Genomic DNA, 19,484 nt, shown 5'->3' on the forward strand with positions numbered 1-19,484 from the left:
TTTCAATGAGTTTCACGGTCGCCATCGTCGGTCGCCCGAATGTCGGCAAGTCGACGCTTTTCAACCGTCTGGTTGGAAAGAAGCTGGCGCTCGTCGATGACACGCCAGGTGTTACCCGCGACCGCCGTCCCGGCGATGCGCGGCTGATGGGTCTGCACTTCACCATCATCGACACCGCCGGTCTTGAGAAGGCCGAGGCCGAGAGCCTGCAGGGCCGCATGCGCGCCCAGACGGAAGCGGCGATCGACGAAGCGGATATCTCGCTCTTCGTGGTCGACGCCAAGTTTGGCCTGACGCCCGTCGACAAGGAACTGGCCGAGATGCTGCGCCGTCGCGGCAAGCCTGTTGTCCTCGTTGCCAACAAGTCTGAAGCCAAGGGCTCGGACGGCGGTTTCTACGACGCCTATACGCTGGGCCTTGGCGAGCCGGTGCCGATTTCGGCCGAACACGGGCAGGGGATGCTCGACCTGCGCGACGCGATCGTCGAGGCTGTCGGCGAGGAGCGTGCCTATCCGCCGAAGGAAGACATCGCCGAGACCAACGTCAGTCTTCCCCGCGAGATGGAAGAGGACGAGGACTACGAGCCCGAATACGACGACACCAAGCCGTTGCGCGTGGCGATCATCGGTCGCCCGAATGCCGGCAAGTCGACGCTGATCAACCGCTTCCTTGGCGAGGATCGCTTGCTGACCGGCCCCGAGGCCGGCATTACCCGCGACAGCATTTCAGTCGAATGGGACTGGCACGGCCGCACCATCAAGATGTTCGACACGGCAGGCATGCGCCGCAAGGCCCGCGTCACCGAGAAGCTCGAGAAGCTGTCTGTCGCCGACTCGCTTCGCTCCATCCGCTTCGCCGAGACCGTGGTCATCGTCTTCGACGCGACCATTCCCTTCGAGAAGCAGGACTTGCAACTGGCGGACCTCGTGATCCGCGAAGGCCGCGCCGCCGTGCTCGCCTTCAACAAGTGGGACCTGATCGAGGATCAGCAGGCGGTGCTTGCCGATCTGCGCGAAAAGACCGAGCGGCTGTTGCCGCAGGCGCGCGGCATACGCGCCGTGCCGATCTCCGGCCAGACCGGCCGCGGCCTCGACAAGCTGATGCAGTCGATCATCGATACCGACATGGTGTGGAACCGCCGCGTTTCGACCTCCAAGCTCAACCGCTGGCTCGATTCGATCATGACGCAGCATCCGCCGCCCGCCGTCTCCGGTCGTCGCCTGAAATTGAAGTACATGACGCAGGTCAAGGCCCGTCCGCCGGCCTTCATGATTTCCTGCACCCGCGCCGACGCGCTGCCGGAATCCTATACGCGCTATCTGATCAACAGCCTGCGCACGGATTTCAACATGCCCGGCGTGCCAATCCGGATTCTCTATCGCGAGAAGGAAAATCCGTACGAATCGAAGAGCGGTGGGCGCCGGAAGCCACAGCCGGACAAGTGATGCGTCGGGTGCAGCCCAAGGCTGCGCCCGTTATCTTCGTCGTCAGCCGTTAGACAGGCTGCTTCAGCCGTCGAAGTAATAAACCGGTTCGCGGGTCAGTTCGCCGTTGCCGGCGTGGCCGTAGACGTCGCTTCCAAGAATCCAGAAGCTTATCGCCTGGGTTTCCATGGAAAATATGTAGTCTCCCGATATCCAGTGCTCGGCCTTACTTCCGGATAGCGAAAACAGGTGTTCCCCGGCCTGGTACATGACCGCCTTGTGCGACTTGAAATCGTATAAATACCGCTCCGCGGCCATCATGCCTCCGAATCTATTCTTCAAAGAATTCCACGGAGGCTTTACTTTGTCTAATAGCACTATTTCGATATATCGAGCCTGTCGCATCTTGGCCGCGATTAAACGATTTACTTGCGGCCGGTGGCGTTACTGTCCAAAAAAATAAATGCGCGGATGTCGAAAAGGCGGAGGTCCAGACGTCCTAGTCGTGAATGTCGCAAGTTTGAGGGACGGCGAGCATTCGCTTTTGGTATGATCGACAAGGAGGGTCTGCATCATGCGCGTATCTTATGGATGGGTGATCGTCGGCGCCGGTGCGTTGATGACATGCGTCGCGCTCGGCGCGATGTTTTCGCTGGCGATCTTTCAAGAACCGATCGCGACGGCAACCGGATGGTCGCATATCGGTATCGCCAGCGCGATGACGTTGAACTTCATTGTCATGGGCATCGGTGGCTTCGTCTGGGGCGCGGCGAGCGATCGCTTCGGCCCGCGCCCTGTCGTCTTCGTCGGCGCCGTTCTGCTGGGGCTGGCACTTGTTCTCTCCAGTCGGGCAACGACGTTGCTGCAGTTCCAACTGACCTATGGGGTCCTCGTCGGTATCGCGGCAAGCACTTTCTTCGCGCCGATGATCGCGGCGACGACTGCCTGGTTCGATCGCAACCGCAGCCTGGCGGTTTCGCTCGTTTCAGCCGGGATGGGGGTCGCGCCGATGACCATATCGCCGGTCGCCCGCTGGCTGATTTCGGCCTATGACTGGCGTCCGGCGATGCTGATCATCGGCATCTCGGTCTGGGTGCTTTTGCTGCCCGCCGCGCTGCTGGTGCGGAAAGCGCCTGCCGAGAGCGAAGACCAACGCGCGGGAACCGCTGCCGACGGTTCTAAGCCATCCCTATCCGCCGTTTTCCGCTCGCCGCAGTTCCTGGTGCTCGGGCTGACCTTCTTCGCCTGCTGCGCGGCGCATTCAGGCCCGATTTTTCATATGGTGAGTTACGCGACGATCTGCGGCGTGGCGCCGATGGCTGCGGTCAGCATCTACAGTGTCGAGGGACTTGCCGGGCTTGGCGGACGCTTGCTCTACGGTGGGCTTGCCGACAGGGTCGGCGTCAAGCCCGTGATCGTCGCTGGCCTGCTCGTGCAGGCCTGCGCACTTGCCGCCTATCTCCTCGTCAGCAGCCTTGGGGAATTTTATGCGCTGGCGGTCATTTTCGGCAGTGCCTATGGCGGGGTTATGCCGCTTTATGCGGTGCTGGCACGGGAATATTTCGGGCCACGGATCATCGGCACGGTCTTCGGTGCGGCAACAATGCTTTCCAGCCTCGGCATGGCGTTCGGGCCGCTGATCGGTGGCTGGATATTCGATACCTTCGCCAACTATTCCTGGCTCTTCATCGGCTCGGCGATGGTCGGCCTTGCAGCGGCGGCAATCGCACTCGCCTTTCCGGCTTTGCCGCGCGAGCGAACCGAACCGGCGCTGGGAATGTCGTCCTGATCGCTGCGTGAGCCGGCGGGCAGCGTCGCTGCCTGCCACGACACGGTTGCAGCCGTTCAGGCAGGCTTGCGGGCGCGCGGAAGGGTCTTGGCGAACTGCCAGGCCTTCTTCCATTTCGGCGTAATGACGCCGTTGGCGGCCCGGATGTTGTTGATGAATTGCTGGGTCGCCGCTTCCCAGGAATACTGCACCGCCAGTTCACGCGCCTTCTCGCGCGAGCAGGCAAGGGCCGCAAGGCAGGCGGCTCGCAGGTCTTCATCCAAGGCTCCGACATCGCTATCCTCGCCGATGATGTCGAGCGGACCGGTCACCGGATAGGCGGCAACGGGGACGCCCGAGGCCAGCGCCTCGAGGATGGTGTTGCCGAACGTGTCGGTCAGCGACGGAAAGACGAAGACGTCGGCCTGGGCATAGATCCTTGCCAGTTCCTCACCGAATTTCAGCCCGGTGAAGAGCACGTCGGGATGGCGCTTTTCGAGTTCGGCGCGGGCAGGGCCGTCTCCGACCACGACCTTGGAGCCCGGGAGATCAAGGTCGAGGAAGGCCGGCAGGTTCTTCTCCAGGGCGACACGACCGACCGTCATGAAGATCGGTCGTTGCAGGCCGAAGGGACGATCCTCCAGCGCCGTCGGGTGGAACTGATTGGCGTCGATGCCGCGGCTCCACGGCACGAGGTTGCGGATGCCCTTCTCCGACAGCTCGCGCGCAAGGCTCGGCGTTGCCACCATGCAGCCGGCGCCGGAATTGTGAAACCATCTTACGAAGCTGTAGAGCCAGCTTTTCGGGATCGGCAGGCGCGCGGCCACATATTCCGGAAAGCGGGTGTGATAGCTGGTCGAGAACGGCATGCGGTTCTTCAGGCACCAGCGCCGCGCCGTCAGGCCAAGTGGGCCTTCCGTCGCGATATGAACATATGACGGGTTGTGCCGGCGGATCTGCCGGGCGACCTGCCCGTATGTCGCGATGGAGAGCCTGATCTCAGGATAGGTGGGGCAGGGGACGTTTCGAAAACCTTGAGGCGTTACCATCGCCACTTCGACGCCGAGCTTGGCGAGTTCCCGGTTGGTGTTTTCGATGGAGCGGACGACGCCGTTGACCTGCGGATGCCAGGCATCCGTGACGATCACCAGACGTTCCGGCTTTGCAAGCGGCAAGGCGCCACCGATATCTTCATCTTCAATGTTCGACAGCCGCTGCAGCATGACCCGACTTCCATCCGCGCCGGGCAGTTGGACGGCGGCGCTCAATCCGTGCGGGCGCCGGATAAGCGATTCCCGCAACCCTTATTGTGGCGGCGTCAGGTGATGGAAATATTACAGCTGACGTCGTCCACAAGAAGCGTGGACTAGGCCTGCTCTACCTGCAGCTTTTCCTTCGCAACCAGGGCGCCGTGTTCGCTGACCACGCGGGCGGCGATCTTGGCGGCAAAGCGAGCCGCTGCGACGGCATCCCGGGTTTCAAGATAGCGGGCGAGGAATGCGCCGTTGAAGCTGTCGCCGGCGCTTGTGGTGTCGACCACAGTCTTGACCTTTTCCGCCGGCACAAAGGTTTCCTCGCCGGCGAAATTCAGCGTCGCGCCGTCCGCGCCGTTCTTGACGACAACATGGTTGGCACCAAGCGCACGATAGCGCTGGATCGTCGCGTCGATCGAGGCGTCACCGAAATGGGCCGCTTCGTCGTCGAAGCCAGGCATGACAATGGTCGACGCGCGAGCGCCTTCGCCGATCGTGGCGTGCATGGCATCGTAGCTCGCCCACAGTCGCGGGCGAATGTTGGGGTCGAAGGCGACGATCTTGCCGGACGCCTTGGCGCGGCGCACTTCGGACAGAAGCGTGTCGACATCGTCGCGCGGCAGAATCGCGAGCGTGATGCCGGAAAAGTAGACGACGTCGCTGGCTTCGATGGCGCGGCGAAGGGTATCCGGATCGGACGCAAGCTGGCGGGCGGCGGAGCTGTCTCTCCAGTAGCTGAAGGAGCGTTCGCCGTCCTTGAGGCTGATCATGTAGAGGCCTGGCGCCTTGCCCTTGATGCGGCGGATGGTGTCCGTGCCGATCCCTGCCTGCTTGAAGAAGGCGATCATCTCGTCGGACATGGCATCGTCGCCAAGGGCGGTGAAATAATCGACGGACCATGATGGCGGCAGGCAGGCGCGGGCGTACCAGGCGGTATTCAGCGTGTCGCCGGCAAAGCCCTTGCGCAGCAGGCCAGCTCCGGCCTGCGAAAGCTCCACCATGCATTCACCGATCGATAAAAAACGCCCGCTCACAGAAAGCCTCCCTGTATTTTCCCAGTTTGCTGATACGCGGAGAGCCGATTGCTGACAAGCGGCGCGCGCCGCGCCGTGTGGCTTTAGTTGGTCGCCGGGATCGGGAAGCGGCCTTCTGTACGCATCCGAAAAGAGAACCCCGACGCTCAACAGGTGTTTGCTGATGGTTGTTTTTTATCCAGCCCGCTTTAGTCTTGGCATGATTTGATGATGCGGGAGATGAATGTGGCGGTTGCAGGCAAGACGGCGGACTGGTGGCGGGGCGCGGTTATCTACCAGGTCTATCCTCGTTCCTTTCAGGATACGAATGGAGATGGCCTTGGGGATTTGAAGGGGATTACCCGCAGATTGCCCTATATCGCCAGTCTCGGCGTCGATGCGATCTGGCTGTCGCCGTTCTTCAAGTCGCCGATGGCCGACATGGGCTACGACGTTTCCGACTATTGCGACGTCGACCCGATTTTCGGCACGCTGGATGATTTCGACGAGATGATGGCGACGGCGCACGGCCTCGGCATCAGGATCGTCATAGACCAGGTGATCTCGCATACGGCTGACGTTCATCCCTGGTTTGTCGAAAGCCGCTCGAGCCGGACAAACCCCAAGGCGGACTGGTATGTGTGGGCGGATCCGAAACCGGATGGCACGGCGCCCAACAACTGGCTGTCGATCTTCGGCGGTCCCGGATGGGAGTGGGACGGCGTGCGCCGGCAATATTACCAGCACAACTTCCTGACCTCGCAACCGGATCTCAATTTCCACAGTGCCGAGGTTCAGGACGCCGTGCTCGCCACCGTGAAGTTCTGGCTCGACCGTGGCGTCGATGGCTTCCGCCTCGATACGGTGAACTACTACTTCTGCGACAAGTTGCTTCGCGACAATCCCCCGCATGCGCCCGACGAGAGCGACGCCGGTCTCGATGCACCTGATACAAACCCATACGGCATGCAAAACCACCTCCATGACAAGACGCAGCCGGAGAATATCGCCTTTCTACAGCGCTTCCGGGCGCTGCTCGACCGCTATGAGGCGCGCGCGACGGTTGGCGAGGTCGGCGACGGAGCGCGCTCGCTGAAGACGGTGGCTGCCTATACCGCCGGCGGCGACAAGCTGAACATGTGCTACACGTTCGACCTGCTCGGTCCCGATTTCACGGCGGCCCATATCCGGGGCTGCGTCGATGCCTTCCAGAAGTCGGTTGCCGATGGCTGGGTGTGCTGGGCCTTCTCGAACCACGACGTCAACCGTCATGTGAGCCGCTTCGCCAAGACCCCGGAAGAGCGGCCACTCGTCGCCAAACTCGCCATGTCGGTGCTGGCAACCCTGCGCGGCTCGATCTGCCTCTATCAGGGCGAGGAACTTGGTCTTCCGGAGGCAGAGCTTGCCTTCGAGGATCTGCGTGATCCCTACGGCATCCGCTTCTGGCCGGCCTTCAAGGGACGCGACGGATGCCGCACGCCGATGCCCTGGGAGGCCGCCAAGGCGCATGCCGGCTTTACCACGGCCGAGAAATCCTGGTTGCCGGTGCCCTACGAGCAAGCGGCACTTTCCGTCGACACCCAGGAAAGCGATCCGCATTCCGTGCTGAACCACTACCGGCAGACGCTCGAATTCCGCAGGAACCATCCGGCATTGCTCGACGGTGCGATGGAATTCATCGCCACCAATCAGGACCTTCTCGCCTTCACGCGCACCAAGGGAAGCGAGACGCTGCTGTTCGTCTTCAACCTGACGCGCAAGCCGGCGCAGTTCATTCCGCCCGCTGGAATGGTGATCGGAGAGCGGCTGGCGTTGCCGGGCTTCACGCCGGCAGCCGGGGCAGGTCCGATCAAGCTCGCGGCGCTTGACGCGTTTTGTGCGCGGGTGGCTGGCTAGACGTCACCCGATCAGGGCGAACTTGTCGACATCGACCATGCCGCGGTCCGAGATCTTCAGGTGCGGGATGACAGGGAGCGGCAGGAAGGCGACCTGCAGGAAGGGCTCTTCCAGCGTCGTGCCGAGCGCGTAGGCGGCCTTGCGCAGATGGTGGAGCGTGTCGCGCACCGTCTCGTAGGGCTCGAGGCTCATCAGGCCGGCAATGGGAAGGGCGATCTCGCCCGTGACCTTGCCGTCCTCGACGACGACGAAGCCGCCCTTGATTTCACCGAGGCGGTTGGCGGCGAGCGCCATGTCGTCCTCGCTGACCCCGACGACGCAGATGTTGTGGCTGTCGTGGCCAACGGTCGAGGCGATCGCACCCTTCTTCAGTCCGAAGCCCTGGACGAAGCCATTGGCGTGGTTGCCGTTCTTGCCATGCCGCTCGATGACGGCAACCTTGATGATGTCGTTGCCGAGATCGACGTCGGTCTGGTTGCCCTTCACGGGCAGGCGGTAGCGGCGGTGTTCGGTGATGATCTTGCCGGGGGTGACGCCGATCACAGGCGTTTCGCCATCAGCCACGGGAACGCCGAAATGGGCGGCGTTGACGGGTCGGGCCTTGACGCTGTCGAGGCCGACCGGCTCCACCGGCTTGCGCGTGGCGAAAAGCTCCGTGGTCACCTGGCGGCCGGCGACAAAGACGAGGTCGGCACGGCAGCTTTCGAGGCTATCGATCACCACGAGGTCCGCGCGCCAGCCCGGGGCGACGAGGCCGCGGTCCCGCAGGCCAAAGGCGCGGGCAGCCGAGATCGAGGCAGCCCGGTAGACGGCAAGCGGCTCCACGCCGCTCCTGATCGCGGTGCGGATCATGTAGTCGAGATGGCCCTGTTCGGCGATGTCGAGCGGGTTGCGGTCATCGGTGCAAAGCGCAATGTAGGGCGACAGGCGCTCGGTGATGATGGGCATCAGGGCTGCGAGATCTTTCGATACGGAGCCCTCGCGCACGAGGATGTGCATGCCCTTGCGGATCTTTTCCAGTGCCTCGGCAGCGGTCGTGCATTCGTGCTCGGTGCGGATGCCGGCGGCGAGATAGCCGTTCAAGTCATTGCCCGAGAGCAGGGGCGCGTGGCCGTCGATGTGCTCGCCCTGGAAGGCGTCGAGCTTTGCCATGCAGATCGGATCCTTGTGGATCACGCCCGGAAAATTCATGAACTCGGCAAGGCCGATCACCTTCGGGTGGTGACGGAAGGGAAGGAGGCGCTCGATCGGCAGGTCGGCGCCCGATGTCTCCAGATGCGTCGCGGGCACGCAGGAGGAGAGCTGGACGCGGATGTCCATGATCGTTTCGAGCGACGAATCGAGGAAATACTGGATGCCCTCAGCGCCGAGAACATTGGCGATCTCGTGTGGGTCGCAGATGACGGTCGTCACGCCGTAGGGCAGGACGCAGCGATCGAATTCGTGCGGTGTCACCAGCGACGACTCGATGTGGAGATGCGTGTCGATGAAGCCCGGCACGACGATCTTGCCGGAGATATCGATTTCGATTTCGCCGTCGTAGCTGCCGCAGGTGCCGACGATGCGATCCTGTGCGATCGCGATATCCGATGCCACCAGTTCGCCGGTCACGAGGTCGAAGAAGCGTCCGCCTTTCAGAACGATGTCGGCGGGCAGGCGGCCCGTTCCCTGGTCGATAAGGCGTTCGAGCTTGGCAGTCATGGCATCCTCGTGCTGGCGTTTTATCACTTATAGCCCATGTGCCCGACAAAGCGAGATCGGCTTTGCCGGTCGGTCCACAAACGAAAACCGGGCGCCCCAGAGGAACGCCCGGCGAATAAAATCAGGAGATCGAAGGCTTATTCGGCCGAGACGATCTTGCCACCTTCCCACTTGTAGAGCGCGAAGCTCTGCGAGGTGAGGTCGCCGGTTTCGCCGTAGGTGAGCTTGCCGATGGCGGTTGCGATCGGCTCGCCGCCCTTCAGGGCCTTGGCGACGGCTTCGGCGTCTTCGGCGCTGCCTGCCTTCTCGATGCCGGCCTTCAGGACTTCAACGGCTGCATAGGCGTTGAGCGTGAAGGCTTCAGCCGGAATGCTCTTGGCGGCAAGCGCGTCGGCAGCAGCCTTGGAGTCCGGGCTCTTCGTTGCGTCCATGGCGTTGGTGAAGATGGTACCAGCGGCTGCGTCGGTACCGATGTTCCAGAATTCGCTGTTCGACAGGCCATCGCCACCGATGATGACGGCGTTGACGGAGAGATCATGCAGCTGACGGGCGAGCAGGCCGCCTTCCGGGTGGTAGCCGCCGAAATAGACGACGTCGACCTTTTCGGCCTTCAGGCGGGTGGTGAGCGCGCTGAAATCCTTGTCGCCAGGGGTCAGCGAGTCGTCGAACACTTCCTTGATGCCGCCGGCGTTGAGGGTCGCCTTGAACGAGTCGGCCAGGCCCTTACCGTAAGCGCCCTTGTCGTTGATGATCGCGACGCGCTTGTCCTTGAAGTTCTTCAGCACGTAGTTGGCGGCGACTTCGGCCTGCTGGTCGTCGCGACCGCAGGTGCGCAGAACGTTGGCGAGGCCACGCTTGGTGAGATCGGGAGCCGTTGCCGTCGGGGTAACCATCAGCACGCCGTTTTCGGCGAGAACGTCGGAAGCCGGGATGGCGACGCCCGAGGTAACCGGGCCAACGACAAAGCGGATGCCATCGCCGACCAGCTGGTTGGCAGCGGAAACGCCCTGCTTCGGTTCGCCGGCGTCGTCGGCGTATTTGAGGATGACTTTTTCGCCGAGAATGCCGCCGTTCTTGTTGATCTCGTCAACTGCAGCCTGCGCGCCATTCTTTACCTGGTCGCCATAGGCGGCAACCGGACCGGTCAGCGGCGCGATGAGGCCGATGGTGATGTCTGCATGGGCGAGCGGCGCAAAGGCAAGCGAGGCGACGAGGGCCGCCGACAAAGTCTTCAGACTCATTTTCTTTCTCCTTGGGTGGGTTCCAAACCCGCGATTTAACTACCGCCGCGGCAAGCCCAGATCGTACAACAGCCCTTGCGGGATGCGCCAAGAGACGATGAGCAGCCACGCGGCCGAAGCACCCGCCTGCCATCTTTGGCTTCGGCAAGTGCGCAGCAAGTTTCTTAGGAATTTACCGCTGATTTCGCAAGAAGATAAAGAAATAGGACCCGTTTTTGCCTGATCTGGCAAAAACGGGTCCTGAAACGCATCGATCAGATGTTGTTTTGAAGAATTTCGCGGAGTTTTCCGAAGAGTTCGTCGATGTGGTGCTTTTCGATGATCAGCGGCGGCGAGAGCGCGATGATGTCGCCGGTTGTGCGGATCAGCAGGCCCTTCTCATAGGCCTTCAGGAAGGCCGTGAAGGCCCGCTTGGTCGGCTCGCCGGCGATCGGATCGAGTTCAATGGCGCCGATCAGGCCGGTGTTCCTGATGTCGATGACATTGGGGCAATCCTTCAGGGAGTGCAGCGCGTCGGCCCAGTAATCGGAGAGCTCGGCTGCGCGGGTCAGCAGCCCTTCTTCCTTATAGGTGTCGAGCGTGCCGAGAGCCGCGGCGCAGGCAATCGGGTTGCCCGAATAGGTATAGCCGTGGAAGAACTCGATCATGTGCTCAGGGCCGTTCATGAACGCGTCATGGATCTCCCCTGTCACGAACACCGCACCCATCGGGATGACACCGTTGGTCAGGCCCTTTGCGGTGGTGATCATATCAGGCTTGACGTCGTAATACTGCGCGGCGAACGGGGCGCCGAGGCGGCCGAAACCGGTGATGACTTCGTCGAAGATCAGGAGGATGCCGTGCTTGGTGCAGATTTCGCGGAGCTTCTGCAGGTAGCCCTTCGGCGGGATCAGGACGCCGGTCGAGCCGGCGATCGGCTCGACGATGACGGCAGCGATTGTCGAGGCGTCGTGCAGGGTGACGATGCGTTCGAGTTCCGTCGCCAGATCGCCGCCATGCTCCGGCTGGCCGCGGGTGAATGCGTTCTTGCCCGGCTGATGCGTATGCGGCATGTGGTCGACGCCTGTCAGCAGCGTGCCGAACATCTTGCGGTTGGAAACGATGCCGCCGACGGAGATGCCGCCGAAGTTGACGCCGTGATAGCCGCGCTCGCGGCCGATGAGACGGAAGCGCGAACCGTTGCCCTTCACGCGATGGTAGGCGAGGGCGACCTTCAGCGCAGTCTCGACCGATTCAGACCCTGAATTGGTGTAGAGAACATGGTCCATGCCCTCGGGCGCGATATCGACGAGGCGGTTTGCTAGTTCGAAGGCCTTCGGATGGCCAAGCTGGAAGGCCGGCGCATAATCGAGTTCGCCAGCCTGTTCACGGATCGCCTCGGTGATCTTCGGGCGGCAGTGGCCAGCATTGACGCACCAGAGGCCGGCGGTGCCGTCGAGCACCTGGCGGCCGTCATGGGTCTGGTAGTACATGTCCTTCGCGCCGACGAAGAGACGCGGTTCCTTCTTGAACTGCCGGTTCGCAGTGAAGGGCATCCAAAAGGCCCGAAGGTCGTTTGGCGTGGTGTTGAGGCGATTGGACATGCTGTTCTCCATGGCCGTTTCGGAGGCCGTTCCCGTTATTCGGCTGAGGCAGTTTTTTACTGCCCGGTCAAATTATCAGGGACTGTCCGGGCGTCAAGCGGACGAAAGGGGAACTTGCGGAGCGCCTTGCCGGCACGAAAACGACGACCGACAAATCAGATTTGCCGGTCGAAAAATATAGGAAAGGTGCTGAAAAATAGAGTGCCACTCCATTCGTCGGCGGAGCGGCTTATCGGCAGACCTAATTGGCTGCCGGCGTATTGTTACGCGGCCGACTTGGCGCGCAGCGGCGCGGCATAGATTTCGGTCAGCGTTTCGAGAATGCGGATAACCTGCTCGGAGCTGCTGGAATAGTAGATGGTCTGGGCATCGCGGCGGGTCTTCACCAGCTTCTGGGCGCGCAGCTTGGACAGGTGCTGCGACAGAGCCGACTGGCTGAGGCCGACTTCGGTGGCAAGCGCGCCAACCGGAATTTCGCCTTTGACGAGATTGCAGAGAATAAGCAGTCGCTTCGGGTTCGCCATCGCTGACAGCAGTGCAGCTGCAACGTTGGCGTTCTCACTCAAATCAATTGAGTCCATAATGATCTTCCCTTTGAAACAGATTTCAAAAACGCACGCGTCGGCCCAAAACTGGGGGACGGCGAAAACTATCAAGACCCTCTCAAGATTGTATATAGCTAAATTTCAGGTATTGAGTATTTTATGTTAGATATATGTGAATAAACTGCGTCGAGCGTCAGGGCGATTTCGCTAAACTCCTGACGCAGCAGGGAATCTCCCGAAATAACGTCAAAACCGGCACAATCGATTCCACATATGTACCAGTCGGTACCGTTGTGTTTCTTGAGAGCGCGCGCAGTACGTGTCGGCAACTCGGGGTCGGCGGCTATTAAATCTCGCACTACGGCAGCCGCCCGCTCGGAGAGAGCCTCATTGGCGGGCGAACGAATCGTCAGGTCGTCAGCCTGCAGGATGTAGGCGCGACCGAAGCCGCCGTTGAGGCTGGCTGTTTGCGGCAGGAGCCGGAAGAAACGGAAGTCTGGAAAATCGACGTAGAGCTTCGCCTTCGGATGCCGGCTGAGGAACCGCGTGCGGATGCGATCGTGTGCAGCGCTGTAGCGCTCGACCGGCTCGGCGATGCATTGCGTGCTCAATCGCGCATAGGCAAGCGGATCGCCTTTGCCGGGTTCGCCCGTCAACAGAGAGGCCCGCTGATCGGCCAGCAGGGCGCGGGTGTGCGTCGAAAGGCCTGAAACCAGGATGACGGGCACGCCGTCTATATCGGTGCCGAGCAGAACGCGACTGGAGAAGGGGAAACCGGTCTCGGGGTCGAGAACGGCAATAGCGGCATAACGCGCGGAACGAAGCAAAACGCGCGCAAGTTTGCGCGCGTCGTCGTCGGTGTCTCTTAAAACGGAAGCTTGATCTTTCATGTCCACTTTTCTGGCGGAAGCGGACGGAAGGATCAAGCCTGTTCTTTGCGGCGGTGCTGCGTCAGGCCGTTGACGATATCCTGAGAGGAAATCGTACCGATGATCGCGCCATTTTCGACGACGCCGATGCTACCGGGATTGCGCGACAATGCATCGAGGATATCGACGAGCGGCGTTTCCGCACGGGCGGTGCCGCTGACGCTGGCGCCGGCTGCTTCGCCGAGACCCGGCTGCATGACGTCCTGCGCCGTCAGCATGCTGATCGGGTTCATGTGCTGCACGAAGTCAGCCACGTACTGATCGGCCGGGTTCTTGACGATATCCTGCGGTGTGCCGCACTGGATGATGCGTCCGCCCTCCATGATGGCGATGCGGTTGCCGATGCGGAAGGCCTCGTCCAGATCGTGGCTGACGAAAAGGATTGTCTTCTTCAGACGCCGCTGGAACTCCAGCAGTTCGTCCTGCAGGCGCGTGCGGATCAACGGGTCGAGGGCCGAGAACGGCTCGTCCATCAGCAGGATCGGTGCGCCGGTGGCGAATGCACGCGCGAGACCGACACGTTGCTGCATGCCGCCGGAGAGCTCGTTGACCTTGCGGTCGGCCCACTTCGTCAGGTTCACCAGTTCCAGTTGCTCGGCGACGCGTTCCTTGCGCTCCGCTTCGCCCATGCCGGCCAACTCCAGGCCGAAGCCGACATTATCGGCAACGGTACGCCACGGCAGCAGGGCGAACTGCTGGAAGACCATGGAGACGGTGTGCATGCGCAGGTCGCGCAGGCCCTTGGCATTGGTCTTGTAGGGGTTGCAGAGGCCGTTGGTGGTCGAGACGGTGACCTCGCCGCGTACGACGGGGGCGAGCCCGTTGACGGCGCGCAGCAGTGTCGATTTGCCCGAGCCGGACAAGCCCATCAGCACGAGGATTTCGCCCTCGTCGATCGAGAGGGAAGCATCCGCGACACCGAGAACGAGGCCCGTGGCAGCGCCGATCTCGTCACGGGTCTTGCCCTGATCTGCCAGCGCCAGGGCGGCTTCCGGCTTGTCGCCGAAGACGATGCTGACATTGTCGAAACGAACAGCCGTCATGCGCCGTCTCCTTCACCCGCGGTGCGGAACATTCTGTCGAGGATGATTGCGAGGATGACGATGCAGAGGCCTGCCTCGAAGCCCTTGGCGACGTTGACGGTGTTGAGCGCCCGGACGACCGGCACGCCGAGGCCGTCGGCGCCAACCAGCGCCGCGATAACCACCATCGACAGCGACAGCATGATGGTCTGCGTCACGCCGGCCATGATCTGCGGCGTCGCATAGGGAAGCTCGACCTTGCGCAGCACCTGTATCGGCGTCGCGCCGAAGGATTCGGCGGCTTCCACCAGCGAAGGCGGCGTCGAGATGATGCCGAGCCGCGTCAGGCGGATAGGAGCGGGAATGGCAAAAATGACCGTTGCGATCAGGCCAGGCACCATGCCGAGGCCGAAAAGAATAAGCGCGGGAATGAGATAAACGAATGTCGGGATGGTCTGCATCAGGTCGAGGATCGGACGCAGCAGCGAATAGACCCAGGCTCGCCGGGCGGCGGCGATGCCGAGCGGGATTCCGACGATCATGCTGACGAACGTCGAGGCAAGCACGAGGGCCAGCGTTTCGGTCGTCTCCTTCCAGTATCCCTGGTTCATGATCAGCAGCAAGCCAAGACAGGAGAAGACGGCGACGACGAGCGACCGGCGCAGCCAGTAGGCGATCCCGCTGATGGCCAGAATCACGATCAGCGGGTGCGGCTTCTGCAGGACGAACAACAACGCGGCGATGACGTGCGAGAGCACGAAAGCGAGCTCGTTGAAGAACCAGTCGGCGTTCGTGGTCAGCCAGTCCACGAAAGCTTTCGCCCATGGTCCGATCGGAATTTTAGCGTCAGTGATCCAGTTCAAGGGCTCGCCTATCCAGAAAGAACAACAATCAGTGCGGTGACAGGACGAGCGGGACGGCCTGAGCCGTCCCGCCTGTCGTCATCAGAGCCCGAGACTTTTCTTGACGGCAGGCAGGCCTTCGCCGCTGCCGTCACGAGTCTTGACGCCTGCAAGCCACGGATCAAGCGCGGTCGGGTTGGCCTTCAGCCATTCCGTCGCAGCCTTTTCCGGCTCTTCGCCGTCGTTCAGGATCTTGCCCATCACCTGGTTTTCCATCTCGAGAGAGAAAACCATGTTCTTGAGGAGCGCGGCCACGTTCGGGCATTCGTTGAGATAGCCGGCCCGAACGTTGGTGAAGACCTTGGCGCCGCCGAAGTCGGGGCCGAAGACGTCGTCACCACCGGTGAGGTAGGTCAGCTTGAAGTTCTCGTTCATCGGATGGGGTTCCCAACCGAGGAAGACCACGGCCTTGCCTTCCTTCTCGGAGCGGGCCACCTGCGCCAGCATGCCCTGTTCGGAAGACTCGACGACCTCCATGCCCTTCAGGCCGAAGGTGTCCTTGTCGATCATGTCCATGACGAGGCGGTTGCCGTCGTTGCCGGGCTCGATACCGTAGATCTTGCCGCCAAGGTCATCCTTGTGGGCAGCGATGTCCTTGAAGTCCTTGATGCCGAGTTCAGCACCCTTGGCGTTGGTTGCCAGCGTGTACTTGGCGCCGACCAGGTTGGGGCCGAAGGACTCGACCGACTTGTCGTCCAGGAAGGGACGAACGTCCTTTTCCTGGGTCGGCATCCAGTTTCCGAGGAAGATATCCATGTCCTTGTTCTTCAGCGACTGATAGGTCACCGGAACCGAGAGAACCTTGATATCGGGGGTATAGCCAAGCCCCTTGAGGACCACCGCGGCAGTGGCCGTCGTGGAGGTGATGTCCGTCCAGCCAACGTCCGAAAAACGGACGGTGGAGCAGCTGTCGGGATCTGCGGAAAAAGCGGCGGTTGCGACGGAGAGAGCGGCAACTGCTGTGGCGGTAATCAGTTTGAATGCGCTTGTCGTTTTCATTTATAGACTCCCAGTCTTACGTTCCCAAGCCAATCACCAATAGCCGAGTTTTACAAGCGACCTCAGTGCATTTGCGCCGCATTGGACTATCCGATTGCGACGTGCCGCTTTTTCCTCGAATGCCGTGAATTATCGGGCTTTGCGGAATTTCTCCGGGTGAATTTCCTGTGGCTAATCGAAACTCCTCACTTTTCTTCGCCGTTTCGAACTTCCAAGAAGCATGGGACGGAGACAGTGATGGCAAAACTCTATTTCAATTACTCGACCATGAACGCCGGCAAGTCGACCATGTTGCTGCAGGCGGCCTACAACTACGAAGAGCGCGGCATGCGCGTCGTGATGCTGATCGCAGCCTTCGACGAGCGGGTCGGGCGTGGGATCATCGGGTCGCGGATCGGTCTGCAGGCCGAGGCGATCGCCTTCGAACCGGACGCCGATCTTTTCTCGCTCATCGAGGATATGAGCGGCGGAGACGGCCCGATTGCCTGCATTTTTGTCGACGAAGCGCATTTCATGACGCGCGAGCACATCTGGCAGCTGGCCCGGATCGTCGATCGGATGAACATCCCCGTCATGGTTTATGGTCTTCGCACCGATTTCCGGGGGCAGCTTTTCCCGGCCTCGCAGGAGCTCATGGCGATCTCCGATGAAATGCGCGAGGTGCGGACGATCTGCCACTGCGGCCGTAAGGCGACCATGGTCGTGCGTCTCGACGGCAGCGGTAAGGTTGTCCGGGAAGGGGCGCAGATCGAAGTGGGCGGCAACGAGAAATATGTTTCGCTCTGCCGGCGTCACTGGGACGATGCGATCAACGGCGAGTGGATCGCCGAAGCGGTTTGACGCCGCCTGTTTTCTTTGCCTGAGCGAAAGGCTAATTTCGGTCATTCGATTCCTGGGGGCGTCCCGTGCGCAAGCCTTTCTCGTTCGACAGCTTATTTGAGGCCGCTCAGGTGCTGGCAGGCGAACTGCCGGGAACGGCAGCGCTGTGCAACGAATTCGTCGGTGAGTTCGCCCGCGATCCGGCGGTTGGCGACGACGAGCGCTTCCTTGCGGAGAATACCCGCTTTCACGCTTTCATATCCGACGGCAGGGGATTGACCGATCTTCTGGCGGAACTCGTGTCGAGCCTCGATGCGCTGACGGTCAAGGTATCCGCCGATCTCGACAGCTTCCGTGGCCTGACGGCCTCCGAGCGGTTCATCGGGCGTTTCTCGCGCCAGCGGATGTGGCGCCGGCATGGCGCGCGGGTACGCGCGGCGCCGGTCGTGCAACGGCTGCAGGACCTGCTGGTCAAATCGAATGCGATCGCCGGACTGATCCATATCTATCGTGCAAGCGCACAGGCCTATCACAAGGCCGCCGAGCGTAATCTGGTCGATATCGTCGAGCGCCGGCGCCGGCTTGTCGACGAGATCGACATTGCCCGCATCCGCATCAAGGAGCTGAATGCCAAGGCGCTGACGACGCAGGGCCGGATCGGTCTCTACGGCAGCAAGACCGAGTGGGACCTGATGGAGCAGGAGCGCAGAGCCCTGAAGGACGAGGCGGAGCGGATTTCGTCACGGGAGCACGAGATGCGCGACGATAGCGAGCGACGCGAGCGCTTCATCGGCATCTTCCAGCTTTTCGTCGACGAACTGAACATTCAGATCGGGCGCTGCAATGCCTTGATCCGCAAGTTGAGCATCGACACCGAGGAACGCCTGCTCATTTACCAGGCGCAGGTGGACACCGACATTCCAGGCTCGAAGGTACAGATTTCGGCGGAACTGTTTCCCAACATCGCCGAAGAAATCTCGCTGTTCGAGCGGAGCATGCTCCTGCCGCACGAGCTTGAACATCGCAAGCGAACTGCCGACGCCGCCTTCGACGAGCGCTTTCCCGCATTCGTGCAAGAGCGCAAAGGCGAGGCGCATGCGCCGCTCATCGACACGACCAGGATTTCGTCGCGCCTGCGGTTTCGCTTCCTTCGCTCGTAAGTCCCGTCGAAGAAACAAGAATATCAGCATGATATTGTGATTTGGCAGGCAACGACATATCTCAATGCTCGAAACCTCTCGCCGCATAGGAGTGGACGATGCTTGATCGGATTGCCGGCTTTTTCAGATCGATCGGAAGCGCGATCGGTCGCTGGTTGCGGCTTTTCGTGGCATGGGCTTTCTGGCCGTTCATGGCCGCGCGCGGCTGGTATGGAAAGCGGACATGGATGGTGAGGCTGCCGATCCTCGCATTTGCCGTGCTCCTCGTCGGCCTCTACGGCTACTTCTTCTGGCAGACGCAATCGTGGTCGGGCTTCAATCCGTCGTTCGTGGATCAGTATCGCCTTTCCGAACGGGCCGTTCCGGCAGGGCAGGAAATACCACCGACCGCGGGGGAGGCGACGCCTGCCGCAAAGACCTGCCAACGCTCGGCCATCGTCGATGTCGCGGCGGACCTTACCGACTTCAACGTCAACCAGAACGCATGGATCTCCTCCATGCTGCTTTACCGGCTCGGCTTCTTCGGAATCGACTGGGACCACACGCCCTTCCTCGACAACAAGGCGTCGTTCCAGCGCGGCGTCAATCAGGCGATCCGGCGTACATCCGTCGAGCTCGTCGATACGCTTGGACGTGTGCGCGGTACATCAGGCATCAACAACGACCTGCAGAATGCGCGCGGCAATCTCCAGTTCGATGAGTACAGCTGGTATTTCGGTGTGAACCCGTTCGGGCCGAAGACGCCGACACCGAGCTATTATCGGTCGGCGATCGAAAGCCTGCGCAAGTTCAACGCCGACCTTGGTAGCTGCAACGCCGTGTTCGACGGTCGCGCCGACAACCTGATTCAGTTCATCGACCGTATTGCCAACGATCTCGGCAGCACGTCCGATGTGCTTGCCGAGCGCTCTGCCAATCATTCGCGCGGTTGGTTCGATACGCGTGCCGACGACCGCTTCTGGTTCGCCTACGGTCAGCTCTACGCCTATTATGCAATCCTGAGTGCAGCGCAGTCCGATTTCTCGAGAGTGGTGGCCGAGCGCAACCTCGGCGCGATTTTTTCAGCCACGACGAAGCAGTTTCAGGCGGCGTTGCGAATCCAGCCAGCGATTATTTCGAACGGTCGCGAGGACGGCTGGATCATGCCGAGCCATCTTGCGACCATGGGATTCTATATTTTGAGGGTGCGTTCGAACCTAGTCGAGATGCGGTCGGTACTCGACCGCTGA

17 protein-coding genes are annotated in these 19,484 nt (G+C 61.4%); 6 read left to right on the forward strand and 11 right to left on the reverse strand.

Annotated features, from left to right (window positions below):
* Positions 1 to 5: 5 nt before the first annotated feature.
* A complete protein-coding gene (gene der / locus ASE04_RS23230; RefSeq protein ID WP_056823300.1) occupies positions 6 to 1,445 on the forward strand; it encodes a ribosome biogenesis GTPase Der in 1,440 nt (479 codons plus the stop codon).
* A 63-nt stretch (positions 1,446 to 1,508) separates the two neighbouring features.
* Here the strand turns inward: der and ASE04_RS23235 are convergent, their stop codons facing one another.
* Positions 1,509 to 1,742 (reverse strand): hypothetical protein, encoded by a 234-nt coding sequence (locus ASE04_RS23235; RefSeq protein WP_056823303.1) that lies wholly within the window; start codon positions 1,740 to 1,742, stop codon positions 1,509 to 1,511.
* Between the two features lie 256 nt (positions 1,743 to 1,998).
* On the opposite strand from ASE04_RS23235, the gene ASE04_RS23240 reads away from it, so the two are divergent.
* Positions 1,999 to 3,213 (forward strand): MFS transporter, encoded by a 1,215-nt coding sequence (locus ASE04_RS23240; RefSeq protein ID WP_056823305.1) that lies wholly within the window; start codon positions 1,999 to 2,001, stop codon positions 3,211 to 3,213.
* 56 nt (positions 3,214 to 3,269) lie between these two features.
* Here ASE04_RS23240 and ASE04_RS23245 read toward each other — a convergent pair whose 3' ends face one another.
* Together ASE04_RS23245 and ASE04_RS23250 are read right to left on the reverse strand one after the other, a co-directional pair.
* The gene (locus ASE04_RS23245) at positions 3,270 to 4,415 is read right to left on the reverse strand and encodes a glycosyltransferase family 4 protein (RefSeq protein WP_056823308.1); all 1,146 of its coding nucleotides are present in this window, start codon (positions 4,413 to 4,415) and stop codon (positions 3,270 to 3,272) included.
* A 143-nt stretch (positions 4,416 to 4,558) separates the two neighbouring features.
* Positions 4,559 to 5,479 carry a sugar kinase gene (locus ASE04_RS23250; protein WP_056823309.1) on the reverse strand — a complete coding sequence of 307 codons (921 nt, stop codon included), beginning with the start codon at positions 5,477 to 5,479 and terminating at the stop codon, positions 4,559 to 4,561.
* A 219-nt stretch (positions 5,480 to 5,698) separates the two neighbouring features.
* On the opposite strand from ASE04_RS23250, the gene bglA reads away from it, so the two are divergent.
* Positions 5,699 to 7,354 (forward strand): beta-galactosidase BglA, encoded by a 1,656-nt coding sequence (gene bglA, locus ASE04_RS23255; protein ID WP_056824052.1) that lies wholly within the window; start codon positions 5,699 to 5,701, stop codon positions 7,352 to 7,354.
* A 3-nt stretch (positions 7,355 to 7,357) separates the two neighbouring features.
* On the opposite strand, the gene ade is transcribed toward bglA, so the two are convergent.
* The 8 genes from ade to ASE04_RS23295 all read right to left on the reverse strand — a co-directional run bounded on the left by ade (position 7,358) and on the right by ASE04_RS23295 (position 16,276).
* Positions 7,358 to 9,055, reverse strand: a complete 1,698-nt coding sequence (gene ade / locus ASE04_RS23260; RefSeq protein WP_056823313.1) for an adenine deaminase — start codon at positions 9,053 to 9,055, stop codon at positions 7,358 to 7,360.
* 137 nt (positions 9,056 to 9,192) lie between these two features.
* A complete protein-coding gene (locus ASE04_RS23265; RefSeq protein ID WP_056823316.1) occupies positions 9,193 to 10,296 on the reverse strand; it encodes a branched-chain amino acid ABC transporter substrate-binding protein in 1,104 nt (367 codons plus the stop codon).
* A 254-nt stretch (positions 10,297 to 10,550) separates the two neighbouring features.
* Entirely contained in the window at positions 10,551 to 11,879 is a 1,329-nt protein-coding gene (locus ASE04_RS23270; RefSeq protein WP_056823320.1) for an aspartate aminotransferase family protein, read from the reverse strand.
* A 263-nt stretch (positions 11,880 to 12,142) separates the two neighbouring features.
* Positions 12,143 to 12,460 carry an ArsR/SmtB family transcription factor gene (locus tag ASE04_RS23275; protein ID WP_056823324.1) on the reverse strand — a complete coding sequence of 106 codons (318 nt, stop codon included), beginning with the start codon at positions 12,458 to 12,460 and terminating at the stop codon, positions 12,143 to 12,145.
* 98 nt (positions 12,461 to 12,558) lie between these two features.
* Entirely contained in the window at positions 12,559 to 13,314 is a 756-nt protein-coding gene (locus tag ASE04_RS23280) for a HugZ family pyridoxamine 5'-phosphate oxidase (protein ID WP_056823328.1), read from the reverse strand.
* 32 nt (positions 13,315 to 13,346) lie between these two features.
* Positions 13,347 to 14,396: a choline ABC transporter ATP-binding protein gene (choV, locus tag ASE04_RS23285; RefSeq protein ID WP_056823331.1), complete on the reverse strand. Its 1,050-nt coding sequence runs from the start codon at positions 14,394 to 14,396 to the stop codon at positions 13,347 to 13,349.
* Positions 14,393 to 15,238, reverse strand: a complete 846-nt coding sequence (gene choW / locus ASE04_RS23290; protein ID WP_056823335.1) for a choline ABC transporter permease subunit — start codon at positions 15,236 to 15,238, stop codon at positions 14,393 to 14,395. The genes choV and choW overlap by 4 nt, the downstream gene beginning before the upstream one ends.
* 81 nt (positions 15,239 to 15,319) lie before the next feature.
* Positions 15,320 to 16,276 carry a choline ABC transporter substrate-binding protein gene (locus tag ASE04_RS23295; protein ID WP_056823338.1) on the reverse strand — a complete coding sequence of 319 codons (957 nt, stop codon included), beginning with the start codon at positions 16,274 to 16,276 and terminating at the stop codon, positions 15,320 to 15,322.
* Between the two features lie 237 nt (positions 16,277 to 16,513).
* Here ASE04_RS23295 and ASE04_RS23300 point away from each other — a divergent pair, with 237 nt between their 5' ends.
* From ASE04_RS23300 to ASE04_RS23310, 3 genes are all read left to right on the forward strand, one after another.
* Positions 16,514 to 17,116 (forward strand): thymidine kinase, encoded by a 603-nt coding sequence (locus ASE04_RS23300; protein ID WP_056823340.1) that lies wholly within the window; start codon positions 16,514 to 16,516, stop codon positions 17,114 to 17,116.
* 65 nt (positions 17,117 to 17,181) lie between these two features.
* Complete coding sequence (locus ASE04_RS23305) at positions 17,182 to 18,255, forward strand: hypothetical protein (protein WP_056823346.1); 1,074 nt, start codon at positions 17,182 to 17,184, stop codon at positions 18,253 to 18,255.
* A gap of 98 nt (positions 18,256 to 18,353) precedes the next feature.
* Positions 18,354 to 19,484 carry a DUF2333 family protein gene (locus ASE04_RS23310; protein ID WP_056823349.1) on the forward strand — a complete coding sequence of 377 codons (1,131 nt, stop codon included), beginning with the start codon at positions 18,354 to 18,356 and terminating at the stop codon, positions 19,482 to 19,484.

Origin of the sequence: Rhizobium sp. Root708 (assembly GCF_001429725.1) — a bacterium.
Classification (GTDB): domain Bacteria; phylum Pseudomonadota; class Alphaproteobacteria; order Rhizobiales; family Rhizobiaceae; genus Rhizobium.